Genomic DNA, 19,744 nt, shown 5'->3' with positions numbered 1-19,744 from the left:
TCGCCCGGAGCTGCTTCATCGCCCGGTGTTGGGCGACGCGCACGGCGCCGGCCGTACTGTCGACGATCTCCGCGGTCTCCTCCGCGGAGAGTCCGACCACCACACGTAGCCGGATGATCTCCCTCTGCTTCTCGGGCAGCGTGCCGAGGAGGCGGCTCACCGCTCTCGACACCTCGCCGTCGAGGACGTGGTCCTCCGGCCCCGTGTCGGTCGAGAGCACCTCGGGGAGGTACTCCACGGGGTCGGACTTGTTCCGCGCGGCGCCACGATGGGCGTCCGCGACCTTGTGGGCCGCGATCCCGTACACGAAGGCCATGAAGGGACGTCCCTGGTCCCGGTACCCCGGCAGAGCCGAGAGAACCGCGATGAGAACCTCCTGGGCGACATCGTCAGCAGACAGGTTGACCCTCTCCGAGCCACCGACGCGGGAACGGCAATACCGCACCACACCGGGCCGCACGAGCTCCAGCACCCGCGTGGCAGCGACACGGTCACCCTTGACCGCCTCGGCTACGGCGAGTTCCAACTCGTCTGCTATACCTGTCATCGGATTACGGGGGCCCCGTGTTACACGGATGTGTTACGGGGCACGGCCTTTCTCTCGAGTCGCGACGCACGTCACGACGGATCCCACGTCCCGGCCCGTCAGCGGCCGATGTGGCTCGGGCTCAGAACAGGCGTGTGACCCCTGGGTCGTGGGACCACTGCTGAGCGCCAAGCGTAACCGCTGGGGGGCGTGCGGGACCACGTGACCGGCCCGGAACGGGGCCGGGCCCCGTCCCCCGCGGCGCGGAGAGCGGGGCCCGGGAGGCCGGACGCGATCAGTGCGAGTGACCGGCGTGCGAGTGGCCGCCGGCGCCCTTTTCCTCGGGCTTCTCGACGATCGCCGTCTCGGTCGTGAGGACCATACGGGCGACCGAGCAGGCGTTGACCACGGCGGAGGAGGTGACCTTCACCGGGTCGATGATCCCGGCGGAGACCAGGTCACCGTACTCCCCCACGGCGGCGTTGAAGCCGTCGCGCGGGCCCATCTCGGAGACCTTGCTCACCACGACGGAGCCGTCCTCGCCGGCATTGGCGGCGATCCAGAACAGCGGGGCGGACAGCGCCTTGCGGACCACGTTCACCCCGACCGCCTCGTCGGCGTCGGCGGTGTCGGCGGCGAGCCGCTCGAGTGCCGCGGCCGCCTGGACCAACACGGAGCCACCGCCGGCGATGACGCCCTCTTCCACGGCCGCCTTGGCCGAGTTGACGGCGTCCTCGACGCGGAGCTTGCGTTCGGTCAACTCGGTCTCGGTGGCCGCACCCACGCGGATCACGGCGACACCGCCGGCGAGCTTCGCGACGCGCTCCTCGAGCTTCTCGCGGTCCCAGTCGGAGTCGGTGGCCTCGGCCTCGCGGCGCAGCTGCGCGACGCGGGCGTCGACGTCCGCCTGGTCGCCGGCACCGTCCACGATGATCGTGTCGTCCTTGGACACGGTCACCCGCCGGGCCTGACCGAGCACGTCCAGGCCGCACTCCGACAGCTTCATGCCCAGGTCGGGACTGATGACCTGCCCCTTGGTGACGATCGCCAGGTCCTCCTGGAAGGCCTTGCGCCGGTCACCGAAGAACGGGGCCTTGATCGCGACGACCTTGAGGGTCTTGCGGATCGAGTTGACCACGAGGGTCGACAGCGCCTCGCCGTCGACGTCCTCCGCGATGATGAGCAGCGGCTTGCCGGTCTCGGCGACCTTCTCCAGCAGCGGCAGCAGATCCGGCAGGGAGCTGATCTTCTCCCGGTGGATCAGGATCAGCACGTCCTCGTGGATGGCCTTCTGCTCGTCGGGGTCGGTGACGAAGTACGGCGAGAGGAAGCCCTTGTCGAAGGCGATGCCCTCGGTGACCGACACCTCGGTGTGCAGCCCCTGGGACTCCTCGACGGAGACGACGCCGTTGACTCCGACGGCGTCCATGGCCTCGGCGACCATGCGACCGATCTCGGGGTCACGCGACGAGACGGTCGCCACCTGCGAGACGGCGTCCGAGCCGGAGACCGGTGTCGCTGCCGCGCGGAGGAACTCCACGACGGCGGCGGAGGCCTTCTCGATGCCCTTGCCCATCGCCATCGGGTTGGAGCCGGCGGCCACGTTGCGCAGCCCCTGGCGGATGAGTGCCTGGGCGAGCACGGTGGCGGTGGTGGTGCCGTCGCCCGCGACGTCGTTGGTCTTGGTGGCGACACTCTTGACCAGCTGTGCGCCGAGGTTCGCGAACGGCTCGGAGAGCTCGATCTCGCGGGCGATGGAGACACCGTCATTGGTGACGGTGGGCCCGCCGAAGGCCTTGGCGAGCACGACGTGACGGCCCTTCGGGCCGAGCGTGACCTTGACTGTGTCGGCGAGCTCGTCGACACCGGCGAGCATGCCCTTGCGGGCCTCCTCGTCGAACGCGATCAATTTGGACATCGATGGAACTCCTGGAGGGAAGTGGGTGGTCGTGACGGGCGGGTACCGCGGGGTGAGACACCTCCGCCCCGGTGGTGCCTGGCTCTGGCCGGCGCCGCCGGGGCGGGGGTCAACAGCTCACGTCAGTCGATGACGGCGAGGACGTCACGCGAGGAGAGGATCAGGTACTCCTTGCCCTCGTACTTGATCTCGGTGCCGCCGTACTTCGAGTAGATGACCTTGTCCCCCTCCTTGATGTCCATGGGGATGCGGTCGCCGTCCTCGTCGAAGCGGCCCTTGCCGACCGCGACGACGGTGCCCTCCTGGGGCTTCTCCTTGGCGGTGTCCGGGATGACGAGCCCCGACGCCGTGGTGGTCTCGGCCTCGAGGGCCTGGACGAGAATCTTGTCCTCAAGCGGCTTGATCGCCACGATGATCCTCCCGTATGGGGTGTGGCCGCCCGGATGCCGGGCGACTCGGAGTGTGGTTGGACAGATCGGGACGCCGGAAGGCGGCCCGTGGTTTATGTACGACCCGGGCTGCCGCGTGCACCGTCGCGGGTGGCGCCCTCGGAGCTCCGTGTCTATTGGCACTCTACACAGGCGAGTGCCAGCACTCAAGGAAACCGCGTGCGGGTTCGCCGCCATCGGGGTCCGACGGGGATCGGAGAACGCTCGGCGCGGGCCTGCGCCGCGGGTAGGCTCACCCGCACCGCACGGACATCAACCGGACCACCCCCTCTGCCCGACCCGATCCCGATCGAGTACAGCGAGGCCCAGAAATGACCGCAGTCGCGCCCCCGGACATCGTCACCGCCGCAGTCGAGGGCGGGGAGGCGAAAGCCGACGCCCCGGGGTGGCAACTGGCCCTCCGCGGCTTCCTCGCCGTCTACCTGCTCGGCGCGGCCACCCTTCTGGCCGTCGTGGCCACCGAGGCGACCGGAGTGGCGATCCTCGGCGCCGTGCTCTTCCCACTGGGCCTCACCATGGTCGTCCTGCTCGGCTGGGAACTCGTCACCGGCGCCTACGGGCTGGTCCCGCTGGCCGCGATGGAGGGCCGCATCCGGGCGCGCGACTGCCTACGGATCTTCGGCTGGATGATCCTCGGGCACACTGTCGGCGGGCTCGCGGCGGCGTGGATGCTGACCTCCGTGCTCACCGGGATGGGGACCGAACCCGACGCCACCGGGGCCCAGGGCCTGGTGGACCTCGCAGTGGAGAAGACGGTGGCCTACAAGGAGGCCGGCGTCGTCACCGGACTCGGTTGGGTGACGTTGAGCGCCGTGCTGTGCAACTGGCTGGTCGCGCTCGGCGTGATCATGTCGTTCTCCTCCACGAGCACCTCGGGCAAGATCCTCGCCATCTGGCTGCCGATCCTCACGTTCTTCGCGCTCGGTTACGAGCACGCGGTCGTCAACCACTTCACGATCCCCGCGGGCATGATGCTCGGGGCCGATGTGAGCATCGCCGACTGGCTGCTGTGGAACCAGATCCCGGTGCATGTCGGTAACTTCATCGGCGGGATCACCCTCGCGGGGTTGGGACTGTACTTCGCGCAACGGACGCGGGTCGACCGCTCCCCCGGGGCACCGGCGGGCCACACCCACCCACCCCAGGAGTGACCTCCTCGTATGCACCCACCCGAGAAGCCAGGGGATCGGCCCGACGGGCCGCGCCGCCGAACCGGGTCCGACGGCACGCCGGGATCGTTCCACCCTCCCGGGACCAACACACTGGCCGTCGTCGCCCTCGTGATCGCCGTCGCGAACGTGGTGTTCGGCTCGTTCCTCGGCCTGTTCGTGCCGCTGGTCCCGGCCGCCGTCGCGGTCGTCGTGGTCGCGATCGGACACACGTCCCTCAGGCAGATCACCCGCAGCGGCGAGGCCGGAAGGGAGATGGCCGTGTCCGCCCTCGTGATCGGCTACCTCTGCCTGGCCGCGGTCGCCGCGTTCCTGCTGATGGCGTTCACGTTCACCACCGTGGGGATGGCACTCCTCGGCTACTAGGCGACCTGGGTGACCTCGACCGGCAGCCCGGGGTCGGCCGCCACGGTCAGGGGGCTGGGGTCCGCGTCCGCGGCGAGGAGCGCGGAGGCGACCCCCACCACCATCGCGCCGTTGTCGGTGCACAACCGCGGCCGCGGGACGCGCAGGGTCAGGCCCGCGTCGGCACACCTGCTCGCGGCGAGGTCACGCAACCTCGAGTTGGCGGCGACCCCGCCACCCACGAGCAGGGTGTCCACGCCCAGGTCGGTGCAGGCCCGGACAGCCTTCATGGTGAGCACGTCGGCCACCGCCTCCTGGAACGAGGCCGCGACGTCCGCCACGTCGAGCTGGTCGCCGTCGCGTTCGGCGGCCTCGATGCGTCGGGCGACCGAGGTCTTGAGCCCGGAGAACGAGAAGTCGTGCCGGGCGTCGCGCGGGCCGGTCATCCCCCGCGGGAAGGCGATCGCCGCGGGGTCACCGGTGCCCGCGAGCCGATCGATCACGGGCCCGCCCGGGTACCCCAGGCCGAGCAGCCGGGCCACCTTGTCGTAGGCCTCCCCGGCCGCGTCGTCGACGGTCGACCCGAGTTGGACGACCGGCTCGGTGAGCGAGCGGACGTGCAGCAGCTGGGTGTGCCCACCGGAGACCAGCAGGGCCACGCACTCGGGAAGCGGGTCACCGTCGAAGCCCGCGACGGCGACGTGACCGACGAGGTGGTTGACGGCGTAGAACGGGGCCCCCCACGCGGCCGCATAGGCCTTGGCGGCGGACGACCCCACGAGCAGCGCCCCGGACAGGCCGGGTCCGATGGTGGCGGCGACGGCGTCCGGCCGCTCCACCCCCGCCTCGGCGAGGGCGGCGCGGACGGTCGGCACGAGCGCCTCGAGGTGGGCGCGGGAGGCGATCTCCGGGACCACCCCGCCGAACCGGGCGTGTTCGGACATCGACGAGGCGACGACGTCGGACAGCAACTCGGCGCGGCCGTCGTCGTGCACGCGCGCGACGGCGACCCCCGTCTCGTCGCACGAGCTCTCGATCCCCATGACGGTTCTCACCGGTCGCTCACCTTCCCTGCGTCGTTCTGTCCTCTGGCTCCCGCCGGCCGCACCATGAGGTGCGCGTCGGCCCTGCTGGGCCGGTAGTACCGGGGACGCAGCCCCACCACCTCGAACCCGTGGGCCTCGTACAGGGTGCGGGCCGGGACGTTGTCGGTCCGCACGTCCAGCACCACCGGCGCCGCGTCCGCGTCCGCCACCTCGAGCATGCGGCGCAGCAGCGTGCGCCCGATCCCCCGCCCCTGGTGGGCCGGATCGACCCCGATGGTGTGCACCTCGTACTCACGGTCCCCCTCGGGTCCGAGCACGGCCAGCACGGCGTAACCGACGAGGACCCCGTCCGCCCGCGCCGCGAAGCAGTGGGTGTGCCGGGAGCCGATCTCCGACAGGAACGCCGCCGCCGACCACGGACCGTCGGCAGGGAACAGCACCCTCTCGAGGTCCGCGCACCGCATGGCGTCGTCGGCGACCAGATGGTCGTGCACGATCGCGTCCGGCGGCGTCCCGGTCACCGCTGGACCCCCCGCAGCGCGGTCGAGGGTGCGGCGCGCCGGGGCGGGACGGCGTCGGGCCGACGCAGGTAGAGCGGTTCCAGCGGGGCCGGGACCGTGCCCGCGAGGAGGTCGGGGGCGGCGACGGTGACGAGGCCGGCGGGGCCGGGCGCGGTGACCGCCTCGAGGGTCCCGGCTGGGAGGTGACCGGCGGCCGCGGTGACCTCCCCCAGGCGTACGGGGTCGCCGACCAGGTGGTCGACGCCGTCCACGCCGATCCCGGCTGCGGGGCCCACCGTGGGGCCCGAGGTCCGTGTGCCGTCCGCGGAGTAGCGGGCGTGGTAGGCCTCCCGGCGGCGGGCGTCGGTGACGACGACGAGGTCTCCGGCAGCCCCGGCGGCGCGCGCGGAGGCCGCGAGCCCGTCCAGCGAACACACCCCGTGGACCGGCCTGGAGATCGCGTCGGCGAACGCGGCGGCGGTCGCCATCCCCACGCGCAGGCCGGTGAACGGTCCCGGACCGATGCCCACGACCACGGCGTCGAGCTCGCCCGGCGTGAGGCCCGCGGCGGTGAGGCACTCGAGGATGTGCGGGGTGAGCAGCTCAGCGTGGGCGCGGGCGTCCTCGGTGACCCGGGTGGCCAGTGCCTCCACCTGCGGGTCACGGTCGCCGGGCACGAGTCGGCACACCCCGGCGGTGACGAAGGGCGTGGAGGTGTCTACGGCGAGGACGAGCACGGGGTCAGGGTACCGCCGGGCCGGGCGCGGGACCGTCCGAGGCGCCCCGGTGCCAGGTCGCCGTCCGGACATCGGTTCCCTCGGGCCGGCGCAGGGTCACGACCAGCGGCGCCTCGACGAGGGAGTCCACGAACCCGGCGCCCCACTCGACGACCACCACGTCGCTGTCGAGTGCCGTGTCGAGGTCGAGTGACTCCAGCTCGTCGGCCAGGTCGCCCCTGGTCGGTTGCGGGCCGTCCGGGTCCTGGCCGCCGAGCAGCCGGTAGGCGTCGACGTGGACCAACCCCGGACCGCCGGGCGTCGCGGGGGCGTGGCGACGGGCGATGACGAAGGTCGGCGAGGTGACGCGTCCGCGTACCCCCAGGCCGGCGGCGATCCCGGTGGTCAGGGCGGTCTTGCCGGCGCCGAGGGGCCCGTCGAGGACCACGACGTCGCCGGCCCGGAGCAGGCCGGCGAGCTCGGCGCCCAGTGCTCGGGTGTCCTCCACCGTCGGCAGGTCGCGCTCCCCGGGGACGCGGATCGTCACGAGGCCCGGTCGTGGTCGGTGGACGGGGCCGTCTCCCCACCGGCGTCCCGGTCCGGCGGGGGCGTGGCGCCGCGGCCCACGCCGCCGGCGCGACGCTCCCTCTCCCGCCATTCGATGATCGCGTCGGCCACCAGGTCCCCCAGAACCTCGGACACGTGGGCGGGCTCCTCCAGCATCACCATGTGCCCGGCTCCCGGGACCACCACGAACTCGGCGTCCGGCAGTTCCTCGACGATGTCGACCGACCGGTCGAGCGGGGTGAGCAGGTCGCGGTCACCGCACAGCACGGTCGTGCGGACGTCCCGCAGGACGGGCACGGCGGCCGACTCGTCGTGCTGGGTGAGGGTCTCGAAGAAGTTGGCGATGGTCAGCACGTCGGTCGAACCGATGAGCTTGTCCACGAACCGGGCGACGGTCGGGCTCATCGTGGCGGGGTCACCGAATGACCCGCCGTAGATGAACGGCGAGATGAGCGCCCCGAGGGCCCGCCGGCCGTTGGTGAACACCCCGGGACTCCGGCCCGCGAGACCGGCGAGCCGCGCGACGGATTTGTTGTCGAGCACCGCGCCGAGCCCCGCTTCGGAGAGCTCGGCCATGGCGGTGGCGACCAGCCCGACCCCCAGGACGCGCTCCCGCACGGCCTCCGGGTGGCGGGCGCAATAGCCCATCGCGGTCATCCCGCCCATGGAATGCCCGATCACCACCACCGGACCGGTGGGTGCTGTCGCCGAGATGACGGTGTCGAGGTCCCGGGACAGCTGGTCGATGGTGGAGTTCTTCCTCGAACTCATCCCGCTCAGCCCGTGTCCACGCTGGTCGTAGAACACCATCCGGATCTCCGAGCCGAACCGGTCCGCGAGATGGCGCCGCTGGAAGTGCCAGCTGTCCATCGACAGGGTGTAGCCGTGGGCGAACACGACGGTCATCGGCGCATCGGTGGGGCCGGCCTCCCGCACCGCGAGCGGCACACCGTCGGAGGCGGCGACCATGGAGCCACGGTCCACTCCGAGTTCCCACATGTCCTCGCCGGCCCACGGGTCGTTGGCCCGTCGACCGGGCAGCAGCGTGACCACCGAACCGAGCGTGGCCGCACCGAGGGCTCCCAGGCCCGCACGCAGCCCTCCCGGGGTCCGGATATGCTCCCTGATCGCCTCGAGATCCCCGGGCGCGCCCCCCACGACCTCGGGTGGTCGGATCTCCACCGGCTCCTCGGCCGCGGACCGGGCCGGGCGTCTGGGCAGACGGATCCGGGGCCTTCCGCTGCGACCGGTCACCTCGCCGTCGTCGTCGTCCTCGCTCATATCGCGGCCTCCCGCCCCCGGTCGGCACCGTGTGACGCACGAAGGACGTGGTGCCTCTCGGCTCGCCCCCGCACCGCGGTGACCACCTCGTAGTGGATGGTGCCGACCGTCCTGGCCCACTCGGCGGCCGTGGGGCCGCCGTCGGCCCCGTTCCCGAACAGCACCGCGGTGTCCCCCACCCGGACCGGCGTCGCGGGCTCCGGGCCGAGGTCGACGACGAACTGGTCCATGCAGACGCGGCCGACGTTCGGATACCGGCGTCCGCCGATCGTGACGTCCATCCGGCCCGACAGCAGCCGCCACACCCCGTCGGCGTAACCGGCAGCGATCAGGGCAACGGTGGTGTCGTGGGGGGCGTGCCACGTGTGCCCGTAGCTCACGCCCTGACCGGCGGCCACGCGCCTCACCAGGAGGACCTCCGCCGAGAACGTCATGGCCGGGACCAGGTCGGCCTCCAGGCCCTCGACCGGGTTGAGACCGTAGAGCGCGATCCCCGGCCGGACCATCTCGAAACCGTCCTCGGGGCGGGTCAGGGTCGCCGCCGAGTTGGCGTGGTGGTTGACCGGGCACTCCAGCCCCCGGGCACGCGCGAGGGACACGCACTCGTGCAGCCGGGCCACCTGCAGGTCGATCACCGGGTTGCCCGGATCATCGGCGTGGGCGAAGTGCGCCATCAACCCCGTCACCTCGACGAGACCGCCGGCGGTCGCCGCGACCAGCCGCTCGAGCACGACCGGCCAGTCCTCCAACGCGATGCCCGACCGGGCGAGACCCGTGTCGATCTTGGGGGTGATCCGCGCGCGGCGTCCGGTACGTCGGGCGGCCTCGAGAACGGTGTCGAGGTGACCCGGGCTCGGGACGGCGAGGTCGATGTCGGCCTCCAGGGCCGACCGGACGTCATCGGACGCCGAGTAGAGCCACGCCAGGATCTCGGCCCCGATCCCCGCCGACCGAAGCTGCGTCGCCTCCGCGATGGTCGTCACGCCGAGGGCGTGCGCGCCACCGCGCAGTGCGGCCAGTGAGACCGGGACGGCCCCGTGACCATAGGCGTCCGCCTTGACCACGGCCATGACCCGCGCCCCGCGCGCAGCTCGGACCAGGACGCGACTGTTGTGCTCGATCGCGTCCAGATCGATCTCGGCGCGGCACGGCGCCGGGGGGACAACTGGACCCATTTCGTCAATACTGCCAAAAAGCACCACCGGTGGGCGATTCACGCCCCCCGCAGGGCGGAGATCGCTCCCGGCACTGCTGCCAGCAGATCGGAGGCCCCGATCGGCGCACCCGCCACTCCCTGGCGGTGCGCGGCCCGCCGCGCGGCCTCCCCGTGCGCCGTCGCGGCCGCGACCGCCGGCCACGCCAACGACTCCCCGGGAACGGAACCGCCCACGCCCCTGCCACCGACCACCGTGCCACCTACATCCATGCCACCGACACCCATGCCGCTCGCCAGCAGCGCGCCCGCCATCCCGGCCAGGACATCGCCCGAGCCCGCTGTCGCGGCCCACGAGGAACCGACATCCACGGCGAACGTCGTCTCGCCGTCGTCTATCAGGGTGACCCGCCCCTTGAGCAGCACCGTCGCCCCGATCCCGCGCTCGCGCAGACCCGCGACGAAGCGGCGCAGCGCGCCGGGGCGGTCCCCGCGGTCCCATCCACCGGTGAGGCGGTCGAACTCGCCGGCATGCGGGGTGAGCAGTACGGGCGCGGTGGCGCTGCGCAGCAGCACGGGGTGGGTGGCGATGCAGGTGAGGGCGTCGGCGTCGAGGACGGTGGGCCGTCCCGTCGACAGGACCGCGTCGATGTCGGCCACCGCGTCGGTCCCCGTCCCGCCGCCCGGCCCCACCACCCACGCCTGGGCGGTGCCGGCCTCGGCCACCGTCGGGTGGCACACCACCTCCGGTCGGGCCGCGAGCACCGCCCCCGCGGCGGATCCGACGTACCTCACCATCCCCGACGTCGCCGCCACCGCGGCGGACGCACACAGCACCGCCGCCCCCGGGTACCGGTCGGATCCGGCGCGCACGGCCACGACGCCCTGGGTGTACTTGTCGTCGGCCGGGCCGGGCACCGGCCACGTGCGCCCCACCTCGGCGCGGGAGTGGGCGACGACAGTGTTCGGACCGGCGCTCAGATAGTCCGGCACGCGCTCCTGCATCTGCAGACGACGCGCCTGCACGGGATCCGTGGGATCGATGAGGCCGATATCCACCACCTCGACGCGGCCGCACACCGGCGAAGCCAGCAAGTGGGCCCGCCGCAGCAGCCCGAACGTCACGGTGAGGGTGGCGGGAACGTGGGCGTCGTGGACGGTGCCGGTGTCGGCGTCGACCCCGCTGGGCAGATCCACTGCCACCCACGGAACCCCGGCCGCGGCCAGGCCGTTGACGATCCGGTCGGCCGGCTGGCGCAGCGGTCCGCGTCCGCCCAGGCCCACCACGCCGTCGACGGCGACATCCGGGACCGGAAGACGAGAGCCCACCGACTCCGTGTCGTGGATCCGCCCGCCGACACGGCGCAGGGCGACCAGTCCGCGAGCGTGTGCGCGGTCCGGGTCGAGCATCACGGCGTCGACGCGACAGCCACGGGCCCGGAGCATCGCGCCGGCGTAGAGCGCGTCGCCCCCGTTGTCGCCGGCACCGACCAGCAACTGCACCGTCCGGCCATAGAGGCCCCCGGTGCGCTCCCTCAGGAGGACGGCGGTGTGGTGGGCCACCCCGGCCGCGGCACGGCGCATCACCGCATCCGGGTCCCCGGAGGCTGCGGCGGCGGCGATGAGCGGGCGCTCGGCATCCCTGATCTGCCCGACCGGGTGAGCGCGCCTCATTGCCGTGGCCCCCGCCGTCCTACTCGACCGTGACGGACTTGGCGAGGTTCCGCGGCTTGTCCACGTCGTACCCCCGCGCGGCCGCGACCTCGGCCGCGAACGCCTGGTACGGGATGGTGGCCAGCAGCGGCTGCAGGAGAGTGGTCGACGCCGGGATCGGGATGAAGTAGTCCGACAGCGGCCGGACGACGTCGTCACCCTCCTCGGCGATCACGATGGTCCGCGCGCCGCGGGCCCGGATCTCCTGGATGTTGCTCACCAGCTTCGAGTGCAGCACCCCGCGGCCCTCGACCGGCGGCATCACGATGAAGACCGGCAGGCCCTCCTCGATGAGCGCGATGGGCCCGTGCTTGAGTTCGCCCGCCGGGAAGCCCTCGGCGTGCATGTACGCGAGCTCCTTGAGCTTGAGCGCGCCCTCGAGGGCCGTCGGGTAGCCGACGTGGCGCCCCAGGAACAGCACCGACTTGGCGCCGGCGAGCTCCCGGGCGATCCCGCGGACCGGGTCGAGGGAGTCCACGACCTTCTGGATCTCGTGCGGCATCTGCTCGAGTTGACGGAACTCGGCGGCGACCTCGTCCGGGTACTTGGTGCCGCGGGCCTGCGCGAGCGCGAGGCCCACGAGGTAGTTGGCGGTGATCTGCGCCAGGTACGCCTTCGTCGACGCCACACCGATCTCGGGACCGGCGTGCGTGTACAGGACGGCGTCAGCCTCGCGCGGGATCTGCGAGCCGTTGGTGTTGCACACGGCCAGGACGCGCGCCTTCTGGGACTTGGCGTGGCGGACCGCCTCGAGGGTGTCCGCGGTCTCGCCGGACTGGGAGATGGCCACCACCAGCGTGGAACGGTCCAGGACCGGGTCGCGATAACGGAACTCCGAGGCGATCTCGACCTCGCATGGCAGGCGCGTCCAGTGCTCGATCGCGTACTTGGCGACCATGCCGGAGTGATAGGCGCTGCCGCAGGCGACGATGAACACCTTGTCGATGTCCCTCAGGTCCTGGTCGGTCATCCGCTGCTCGTCCAACACGATGCGGCCGTTCTGGAAATGGCCCAGCAGCGTGTCGGCGACCGCCTGCGGCTGCTCGGCGATCTCCTTGAGCATGAAGTAGTCGTAACCGCCCTTCTCGGCGGCGGCGAGATCCCAGTCGATGTGGAAGGGGCGCCCCTCGCTGGGCTCACCGGCGAAGTCGGTGATCTCGTAGGAGTCGGCCCGCAACACCACGACGTTGTCCTGGCCGAGCTCGACCGCCTCGCGGGTGTGCTCGATGAACGCCGCGACGTCGGAACCGAGGAACATCTCGCCTTCGCCGACGCCCAGCACCAGCGGGGTCGAGCGGCGCGCGGCCACCAGGACGTCCGGGTGGGCCGCGTGACTGAAGACAAGGGTGAACGCGCCCTCGAGGCGGCGGAGCACGGTGCGGCACGCGGCGACGAAGTCACCGCCGCTGCGGCCCGACTCCATCTCGCACCGCACCAGGTGGGCGGCCACCTCCGAGTCGGTGTCGGACTCCAGATCGACCCCGGCGGCCTCGAGCTCCGCGCGCAGCGGGGCGAAGTTCTCGATGATGCCGTTGTGCACGATCGCGACGTCGCCCGAGACGTGCGGGTGGGCGTTCCGGTCGCTCGGGCGACCGTGGGTGGCCCAGCGGGTGTGGCCGATGCCGGTGGTACCCGGGAACCCGCCCCCGCCCGCCGCCGTGAGCTCCGCCTCGAGGTTGGCGAGCTTGCCCTCCTTCTTCTCGACCCGGGAGGTGCCCGCGCCGTCGAGGACGGCGACACCAGCCGAGTCGTAGCCGCGGTACTCCATCCGCCGCAGGGCCTCGACGACGACAGGGAGGGCGGGCCTGTGCCCGACATATCCGACGATTCCGCACATGGCCGCTAAGTGTAGCCACGCAGTCCGGGGACCCTCGCCCCTTCGTCGCCCCCGAGGCGATACTGTGGCCATCGTGGCCAAGAAGACGAAGGAACTGCTCGCCCAGGTGTCCCGACGCGGCCCCTACGGTGTCGACAGGGGCGACCTCGGTTTCACCGGGACGCCGGGGGTCGTGTTCGTCCCCCGCGGCGCTCCGTCGCCGGCCCCGCTCGTGGGTTGGGCCCACGACTGGACCAGGGGGCCCGAGCACTACGTCGACACCCTCAAGCATCTCGCGTCGTGGGGGTTCGTGGTGGTGGCGCCCGCCTCGGACCGCGGCCTGAGGCCGAACCACCAGCACTACGCGGATCACCTGTCCGCCGCGCTGGAGGACGTCCTCCAGGCCACCCTGGGCCGTGGGGCCGTCCGGGCAGATCCACACCGGATCGCCGTGGCCGGGCACGGTCTCGGCGGCGGGGTCGCCGCGCTGCTGGCCTCCCAGCGCACCGACATCGACGGGGTGGTCATGGTCTTCCCCACCGAGACCGTGCCCTCGGCCGCCGATCGGGCGATGACCGTCGACGCCCCCGCCCTGCTGCTCTCGGGTGCGGGCGGGGTCCACTCCGAGGACGCCCGCGATCTGCAGCGCCTGTGGCGCGGCGACCTGGTACACCGACGCCTGGAGAAGGCGATCGAGACGGGTCTGGTCGAGCGCAACCCGCTTCTCGAGCGGGTCGGGTTGGCGGACCCCGACCTCCGCACCCATCGGGCCGTGCGCCCGCTGCTGGCGGGGTACCTGCTGGCCACCCTGACCGACGACGACACCTATGCCGCGTTCGCCGATCCGGAGGCGGAGTTCAAGGGCACCGTCACGGTCACCCACGAGATGCTCGACGAGGAGGCCGACGACCTGCTCGCCAGCGCCCCGCCGATGCTCAAGCTGGTCAAGTCCTTCACGGGCGGCTGATCGCCCTCCGGTGCCCGGCCCGTGGGGCCCGGTCGCCGGGGCCCGGCGCCGGAGAGCGCACGGGCCCGGCCGGTCACACGGCGGCGACCACGCCCGCCAGGCGCTCGGCGACCTCGCCGGCCAGGTTCGCGTCCTCCGCCTCGACCATCACGCGGACGAGCTGCTCGGTGCCGGAGGGACGCAGAAGCACGCGGCCTGTGGAGCCGAGCCTGCGCTCCTCCCCCACCACGGCGTCACAGACCGCCCCGGATGCCACGACTGCGGCCTTGTCCTCGACCGGCACGTTGACGAGGACCTGCGGCAGCACGGTCATGACCCCGGCGAGCTCGGCCAGCGACTTGCCGGTCTCCGCCATGCGGGCCATGAGGCGCAACCCGGTGAGCACGCCGTCACCGGTGGTGGCGTGGGCGGGCAGCACGAGGTGCCCGGACTGTTCGCCGCCGAGGCTGTACCCACCCTCGCGCAGACGCTCGAGGACGTAGCGGTCGCCCACCTTGGTCTCGGTGATCTCGATCCCGGCCTCCCGCATGGCGACCTTGAGCCCCAGGTTGCTCATGATGGTGGCCACCAGTGTGTTGCCGACGAGTTCCCCGGAGTCGCGCATCGCCAGGGCCAGGATCGCCATGATCTGGTCGCCGTCGACAACCTCGCCGGAGGCGTCGATGGCCAGACACCGGTCCGCGTCGCCGTCGTGCGCCAGGCCCAGGTCGGCGCCGTGCGCGCGCACCGCGGCGCGGACGTCGTCGAGGTGGGTGGAACCGCAGTTGTCGTTGATGTTGTAGCCGTCGGGGCTGGCGTGGATCTCGATCACCGTGGCGCCGGCCTCGCGGTAGGCACGCGGGGCCGCCGCGCTGGCGGCGCCGTTGGCGCAGTCGACGACGACGACGAGCCCGTCCAACCGGCCCGGCGTGGCATCGAGCAGGTGCCGGACATAGCCGTCCAGGGCGTCCTCCTGCGGCGCCCGCGAGATACGGCCGATCGCTGAGCCGGTCGGTCCGGTGATGGCACCGTCGGTGAGGGCGGCCTCGACACGGTCCTCCACCTCGTCGGCCAGCTTGTGGCCCCCGGCGGCGAAGAACTTGATGCCGTTGTCCGGCATCGCGTTGTGCGAGGCGGAGATCACGGCACCCAGCTCGGCCTCGTGCTGGGCCGTGAGGTGGGCGACGGCCGGGGTCGGCAACTCGCCCACGAGCAGGACATCGACGCCCTGACTCGCCAGGCCGGCGGCCAGGGCGGCCTCGAGCATCTCCCCGGAGACACGGGGGTCACGGCCGACGACGGCGACGGGCCGGGATCCGGACCGCCGGGGCGACGGCTCGACCTCGGTCGCCAGGACCGCCGCGGCGGCCGCCCCCAGGCGCACGGCCAGGTCGACGGTGAGGGTCCGGTTGGCGAGTCCGCGGACCCCGTCGGTGCCGAACAGTCGCGTCATATCGTGTGGTCCTCCGGGGGTGGTGGTTCGCCCCGCCGCGGACGGTGGGCGTGAATGGCCGGGTCAGGATAACCCCGACCCACAGTGCAGTGGGCAAATGGACCGGAGCAGGCCCCCGCATACGCAGGGGCCTGCTCCGGTGACGCGACCCGGGTGGATCAGCGCTTCGAGTACTGCGGGGCCTTACGGGCCTTCTTGAGGCCGGCCTTCTTGCGCTCGACGGCACGGGCGTCGCGCGTGAGGAAGCCCGCCTTCTTGAGCGCCGGGCGGTCGTCCGGCGAGTACTGGATGAGCGCGCGGGCGATGGCCAGACGCAGCGCGCCGGCCTGACCCGAGGGGCCGCCACCGTGGAGCAGTGCCACGATGTCGAACTGCTCGTCGCGCTCGACGAGGACCAGCGGCGACTTGACGAGCTGCTGGTGCACCTTGTTCGGGAAGTACTCCTCGAGGGTGCGGCCGTTCAGGGTGAACTGGCCGGAACCGGGGAGCAGGCGCACGCGGGCGACGGCTTCCTTGCGACGTCCGACGGCCTGGGCCGGACCGGAGGTGACGGTCGACCCCAGCTGGGCGTCGGCGTCGGCGACGAAGTCGGTGCCACCGGCGTAGTCGGCCTCGCTGTAGTCCTCGGCGACCTCGGCGGCGAGGTCCGCCACCACGTCGTCGGCAACCTCGGCCTCGGGGGTGATGTTCTCGTCGGTCACTGGGCCACCTGCTTGATCTCGAAGGGCACGGGCTGCTGGGCGGCGTGCGGGTGATCGGGACCCGCGTACACCTTGAGCTTGGAGGCGACGGCACGGCCGAGCTTGTTGCTCGGCAGCATGCCCTTGACGGCCTTCTCGACGACGCGGTCGGGACGGGTGTCCATGGCCTTGCCCAGGGTCTGCGACTTCAGGCCGCCCGGGAAACCGGAGTGGCGGTGCTGCACCACGCGGTCACGCTTGTTGGACGAGATCGCGACCTTGTCGGCGTTGATGATGATGACGAAGTCGCCGGTGTCGGCGTTCGGGGCGAACTGCGGCTTGTGCTTGCCACGGAGGATGTTGGCGACCTGGACGGCGAGTCGACCGAGAACCACATCAGTGGCGTCGATGACGTACCAGGCGCGCGTCACGTCCCCGGGCTTGGGGGTGTACGTGGACACAGGCGATACCTCTGTCTGTCTAGTGGGCTGCCGGCCGGTCGGGCGCCCTCCCCCTCGAACGGCGGCCGGTGGTGACCCGCGCGAGGTGGTCCACCGCCCCACCAGGGGACGACATGGACGCCGACGGTCAAGACTACCGGCCGGGACCACTCACTCCAAGTCGGCGATCACGATCCCCCGCCCATCGGTTAGACTCTCCCCGGTTCCCGCCCTCGTAGCTCAGTGGATAGAGCACGGCTCTCCTAAAGCCGGTGTCGGAGGTTCGATTCCTCTCGGGGGCACCACCCACAGTGGCCGGCCGTCACGGCCGCCGCGAGCGCGTCATCGCCGGAGAGTGGCGGAGAACGCGCTGGTCAGTGCCAGGATCGGCAATCCGATGAACAAGTGCACGATCGCGGCCGCCAGGCCGTCGAGGAACGGCACCGTCACCAGCAGCGGCAACGCCACGGCGGCGACGATGAGCAGCCCGACGGTCCAGGAATAGAACTGGTGGGGGTTGGCCGTGCCGACGAGCAGCAGGTACCAGAGCAGCCCGGCGAGGAGCGCGGCGACGGCCCCGTAGACCGCGTACATCGTGGGCGTGTTCCCGCCGTTGGCCCACTGGTGGCCGAAACGCGAGAACACCGCTTCCACGATCCAGGCGATCAGCCATCCGGCGATGGCCGCCACGAGGGCGGTCGCGACCACGCTGCCCGCGAACTTGCCCACGTCGAGGGCGGGGCCACGGCGCTTCGCCGCGGGCGCGGCGGCGTATCCCCCGTCGCCTCCGTAGCCGTCGTCATAGGCGGGGTCGTAGGCCTGGTCGTCGCCCATCCGCGAGTAGGCACGCGAGTCGGGCTGCTGCCCCATGCGTCGGGTCTGGTCGTCGTGTCCGGGATACATCTCTACCGCCTCCGAATCGGTGTGGTGCCCACCGAGAGTAGTCCCTCCCGGTCCACGACGAGGCCCGCCCGGTCGTCCGAGGACGGCCGGGCGGGCGCGGCGGGGGCCGGCGCGGCGGGGGCCCGTGGTGGTGGGCCCGCCGAAGAGACGTCAGTGAGCGATGGTCTTCTCCACACCGACACCGGTGAGGGAACGGACCTCCATCTCCACCCGCTTCTCCGGGAACTCGTCCTTCTTCCCGATGAACGTGCCGACGATGCCCAGCAGGAACGCCAGCGGGATCGACACGATGCCCGGGTTCGAGAGCGGGAACAGGGAGAAGTCGACGCCCGTGATCATCGACTTCTCGCCACCGGAGACCGCCGGCGAGAGCGCGATCAGCACCAGGGTGCTGATGAGCCCGCCGTACATCGAGAACAGGGCGCCGGTGGTGTTGAACCGCTTCCAGAACAGCGAGTACAGGATCGTCGGCAGGTTCGCCGACGCGGCGATCGCGAAGGCCAGGGCGACGAGGAAGGCGATGTTCTGCCCCATGGCGCCGATACCCATGACGATCGACAGGAGCCCGATCACGACGACCGTGATCCGCGAGACCCGGAGCTGCGACTTCTCGGTGGCCTTTCCGTGCTTGATGACGCCGTTGTAGATGTCGTGGGCGAACGATGCGGACGCCGTGATCGCCAGCCCCGCCACCACCGCGAGGATCGTCGCGAAGGCGACCGCGGAGATGATGCCGAGGAAGATCTCACCGCCGAGGGCGAACGCGAGTAGCGGTGCCGCCGAGTTCACGCCACCGGGCGCCGCCTCGATCACCTCCGGACCGACCATCGCCGCGGCACCGAAGCCGAGCACGAGGGTGAACAGATAGAAGCCGCCGATGAGGGCGATCGCCCAGGTGACGGACCGACGGGCCTCCTTGGCGGTGGGGACCGTGTAGAAGCGCATGAGCACGTGGGGGAGGCCGGCGGTACCGAAGACGAGTGCGATCGACAGGGAGACGAAGTCGAGCTTGCTGGTCTCGGTGGCGCCGTACTGTAGACCGGGCTGCAACAGGTCCTTACCCGAATTGGCGACGGCCTCCCCCAGGAGCGCGGAGAAGTTGCCGCGCGCGGCCACGAGAACCATGAGGCACATGATGAGGACGCCACTGACCAGCAGGACGGCCTTGACCATCTGCACGTACGTGGTGCCCTTCATGCCGCCGACCAGCACGTAGACGATCATGAGCAGCCCCACGGCCGCGACGACGATCGCCTGCCCCGTGGAGTCGTTGATGTTCAGCAGGAGGGCGACGAGGCCACCCGCGCCTGCCATCTGGGCGATGAGATAGAACAGGCACACCGCGAGGGTGGCCAGGGCCGCCGCCATCCGGACGGGCCGCTGGTTGAGGCGGAAGCTGAGCACATCGGCCATGGTGAACCGGCCGGTGTTGCGCATCAGCTCGGCGACGAGCATCAGGGCGACGAGCCAGGCGACGAGGAATCCGATCGAGTAGAGGAAACCGTCGTAGCCGTTGATCGCGATGGCCCCGGCGATACCGAGGAAGGATGCCGCCGACAGATAGTCACCGGCGATCGCGAACCCGTTCTGCGGACCGGTGAAGCTCGACCCACCGGTGTAGAAGTCCTTCGTCGACTTCGTGGACTTGGACGCCCTCAGGACGAGCGTCATCGTGATGACGATGAAGATGCCGAACACGACCATGTTGAGCAGCGTGCTGCCGACCTGCTCACCCGGCGTGAGTTCATTGATGTTGAGTAGCCAATCCATCAGACAGCCTCACCTTCCAGCTCGAGGCGGATGGATTCCGCACGGGGATCGATCACGCGGTTGGCGAACCGGATGTAGAGGAACGTGATGAGGAAGGTGGTCACGAACTGCCCCAGCCCGATGATCAGCCCCCAGGTGATGTTTCCGAAGACCTTCGTGGCCATGAAGTCCGTGGCGTAGACGGCGAGGATGACATAGAGGAAATACCAGATGAGGAAGGCGACGGTCATGGGGAAGACGAACGCCCGGAACTTGCTGCGCAACTCCTGGAAGGCGGGGCTGGACTGCATCGCCGTGAACTCCGCCGTTCCCGGGGTTCGCCGCGATGCGCCCCCCGTCGGCGGATCAGTTGG

The 19,744-nt window shown here is 71.4% G+C and carries 20 protein-coding genes and 1 tRNA gene; 4 read left to right on the top strand and 17 right to left on the bottom strand.

Going from position 1 to position 19,744, the window contains the following annotated elements:
* The 3 genes from J1M64_RS14160 to groES form a co-directional block, all read right to left on the bottom strand.
* Positions 1–547 (bottom strand): sigma-70 family RNA polymerase sigma factor (locus J1M64_RS14160; protein ID WP_206474522.1); only part of this gene is annotated, 547 nt, incomplete at its 3' end.
* 274 nt (positions 548–821) lie between these two features.
* Positions 822–2,444: a chaperonin GroEL gene (gene groL, locus J1M64_RS14155; RefSeq protein ID WP_119192254.1), complete on the bottom strand. Its 1,623-nt coding sequence runs from the start codon at positions 2,442–2,444 to the stop codon at positions 822–824.
* A 122-nt stretch (positions 2,445–2,566) separates the two neighbouring features.
* A complete protein-coding gene (gene groES, locus J1M64_RS14150) occupies positions 2,567–2,854 on the bottom strand; it encodes a co-chaperone GroES (protein WP_069389996.1) in 288 nt (95 codons plus the stop codon).
* A gap of 350 nt (positions 2,855–3,204) precedes the next feature.
* Here groES and J1M64_RS14145 point away from each other — a divergent pair, with 350 nt between their 5' ends.
* The gene (locus J1M64_RS14145) at positions 3,205–4,044 is read left to right on the top strand and encodes a formate/nitrite transporter family protein (protein WP_119192253.1); all 840 of its coding nucleotides are present in this window, start codon (positions 3,205–3,207) and stop codon (positions 4,042–4,044) included.
* A gap of 9 nt (positions 4,045–4,053) precedes the next feature.
* On the top strand, positions 4,054–4,428 hold the full coding sequence (locus tag J1M64_RS14140; RefSeq protein ID WP_096905925.1) for a DUF4190 domain-containing protein: 375 nt from the start codon (positions 4,054–4,056) through the stop codon (positions 4,426–4,428).
* On the opposite strand, the gene tsaD is transcribed toward J1M64_RS14140, so the two are convergent.
* From tsaD to glmS, 8 genes are read right to left on the bottom strand one after another with little or no spacing between them, the layout of a single operon-like run.
* Positions 4,425–5,450: a tRNA (adenosine(37)-N6)-threonylcarbamoyltransferase complex transferase subunit TsaD gene (tsaD, locus tag J1M64_RS14135; RefSeq protein ID WP_119192251.1), complete on the bottom strand. Its 1,026-nt coding sequence runs from the start codon at positions 5,448–5,450 to the stop codon at positions 4,425–4,427. The two genes, J1M64_RS14140 and tsaD, sit on opposite strands and share 4 nt — an antisense overlap.
* Positions 5,451–5,458: 8 nt before the next feature.
* Positions 5,459–5,917 (bottom strand): ribosomal protein S18-alanine N-acetyltransferase, encoded by a 459-nt coding sequence (rimI, locus tag J1M64_RS14130; RefSeq protein WP_119192282.1) that lies wholly within the window; start codon positions 5,915–5,917, stop codon positions 5,459–5,461.
* Between the two features lie 53 nt (positions 5,918–5,970).
* Positions 5,971–6,690 carry a tRNA (adenosine(37)-N6)-threonylcarbamoyltransferase complex dimerization subunit type 1 TsaB gene (gene tsaB, locus J1M64_RS14125; RefSeq protein WP_206474521.1) on the bottom strand — a complete coding sequence of 240 codons (720 nt, stop codon included), beginning with the start codon at positions 6,688–6,690 and terminating at the stop codon, positions 5,971–5,973.
* Positions 6,691–6,694: 4 nt separating this feature from the next.
* Positions 6,695–7,216, bottom strand: coding sequence for a tRNA (adenosine(37)-N6)-threonylcarbamoyltransferase complex ATPase subunit type 1 TsaE (locus J1M64_RS14120; protein ID WP_119192249.1), 522 nt, complete (start codon positions 7,214–7,216; stop codon positions 6,695–6,697).
* Positions 7,213–8,517 (bottom strand): alpha/beta fold hydrolase, encoded by a 1,305-nt coding sequence (locus J1M64_RS14115; protein WP_241261566.1) that lies wholly within the window; start codon positions 8,515–8,517, stop codon positions 7,213–7,215. Before J1M64_RS14115 ends, J1M64_RS14120 begins: the two co-directional genes overlap by 4 nt.
* Positions 8,514–9,701, bottom strand: coding sequence for an alanine racemase (gene alr / locus J1M64_RS14110; RefSeq protein WP_374210682.1), 1,188 nt, complete (start codon positions 9,699–9,701; stop codon positions 8,514–8,516). The genes J1M64_RS14115 and alr overlap by 4 nt, the downstream gene beginning before the upstream one ends.
* Before the next feature lie 29 nt (positions 9,702–9,730).
* Complete coding sequence (locus J1M64_RS14105) at positions 9,731–11,344, bottom strand: bifunctional ADP-dependent NAD(P)H-hydrate dehydratase/NAD(P)H-hydrate epimerase (RefSeq protein WP_206474519.1); 1,614 nt, start codon at positions 11,342–11,344, stop codon at positions 9,731–9,733.
* Between the two features lie 19 nt (positions 11,345–11,363).
* The gene (glmS, locus tag J1M64_RS14100) at positions 11,364–13,220 is read right to left on the bottom strand and encodes a glutamine--fructose-6-phosphate transaminase (isomerizing) (protein ID WP_069389716.1); all 1,857 of its coding nucleotides are present in this window, start codon (positions 13,218–13,220) and stop codon (positions 11,364–11,366) included.
* A 73-nt stretch (positions 13,221–13,293) separates the two neighbouring features.
* On the opposite strand from glmS, the gene J1M64_RS14095 reads away from it, so the two are divergent.
* A complete protein-coding gene (locus tag J1M64_RS14095; protein ID WP_241504458.1) occupies positions 13,294–14,166 on the top strand; it encodes a dienelactone hydrolase family protein in 873 nt (290 codons plus the stop codon).
* 73 nt (positions 14,167–14,239) lie between these two features.
* On the opposite strand, the gene glmM is transcribed toward J1M64_RS14095, so the two are convergent.
* The 3 genes from glmM to rplM all read right to left on the bottom strand — a co-directional run bounded on the left by glmM (position 14,240) and on the right by rplM (position 16,739).
* Positions 14,240–15,598, bottom strand: coding sequence for a phosphoglucosamine mutase (glmM, locus tag J1M64_RS14090; protein WP_119192247.1), 1,359 nt, complete (start codon positions 15,596–15,598; stop codon positions 14,240–14,242).
* A 158-nt stretch (positions 15,599–15,756) separates the two neighbouring features.
* Entirely contained in the window at positions 15,757–16,299 is a 543-nt protein-coding gene (gene rpsI, locus J1M64_RS20230) for a 30S ribosomal protein S9 (protein WP_069389715.1), read from the bottom strand.
* A complete protein-coding gene (gene rplM / locus J1M64_RS14080) occupies positions 16,296–16,739 on the bottom strand; it encodes a 50S ribosomal protein L13 (protein WP_007627425.1) in 444 nt (147 codons plus the stop codon). The genes rpsI and rplM overlap by 4 nt, the downstream gene beginning before the upstream one ends.
* A 208-nt stretch (positions 16,740–16,947) precedes the next feature.
* On the opposite strand from rplM, the gene J1M64_RS14075 reads away from it, so the two are divergent.
* Positions 16,948–17,023, top strand: a tRNA-Arg gene (locus J1M64_RS14075).
* Between the two features lie 37 nt (positions 17,024–17,060).
* On the opposite strand, the gene J1M64_RS14070 is transcribed toward J1M64_RS14075, so the two are convergent.
* The 3 genes from J1M64_RS14070 to J1M64_RS14060 form a co-directional block, all read right to left on the bottom strand.
* A complete protein-coding gene (locus J1M64_RS14070) occupies positions 17,061–17,621 on the bottom strand; it encodes a hypothetical protein (RefSeq protein ID WP_119192246.1) in 561 nt (186 codons plus the stop codon).
* Positions 17,622–17,771: 150 nt separating this feature from the next.
* Positions 17,772–19,391: a cation acetate symporter gene (locus tag J1M64_RS14065; protein WP_069389713.1), complete on the bottom strand. Its 1,620-nt coding sequence runs from the start codon at positions 19,389–19,391 to the stop codon at positions 17,772–17,774.
* The gene (locus J1M64_RS14060) at positions 19,391–19,681 is read right to left on the bottom strand and encodes a DUF485 domain-containing protein (RefSeq protein WP_067712641.1); all 291 of its coding nucleotides are present in this window, start codon (positions 19,679–19,681) and stop codon (positions 19,391–19,393) included. The genes J1M64_RS14065 and J1M64_RS14060 overlap by 1 nt, the downstream gene beginning before the upstream one ends.
* Between the last annotated feature and the right edge of the window lie 63 nt (positions 19,682–19,744).

Origin of the sequence: Dietzia sp. KRD202 (assembly GCF_017168155.1) — a bacterium.
Lineage (GTDB): Bacteria > Actinomycetota > Actinomycetes > Mycobacteriales > Mycobacteriaceae > Dietzia > Dietzia kunjamensis.
The sequence above is the reverse complement of the archived record's forward strand: the minus strand, read 5'-3'. Positions and strand labels throughout refer to the sequence as shown.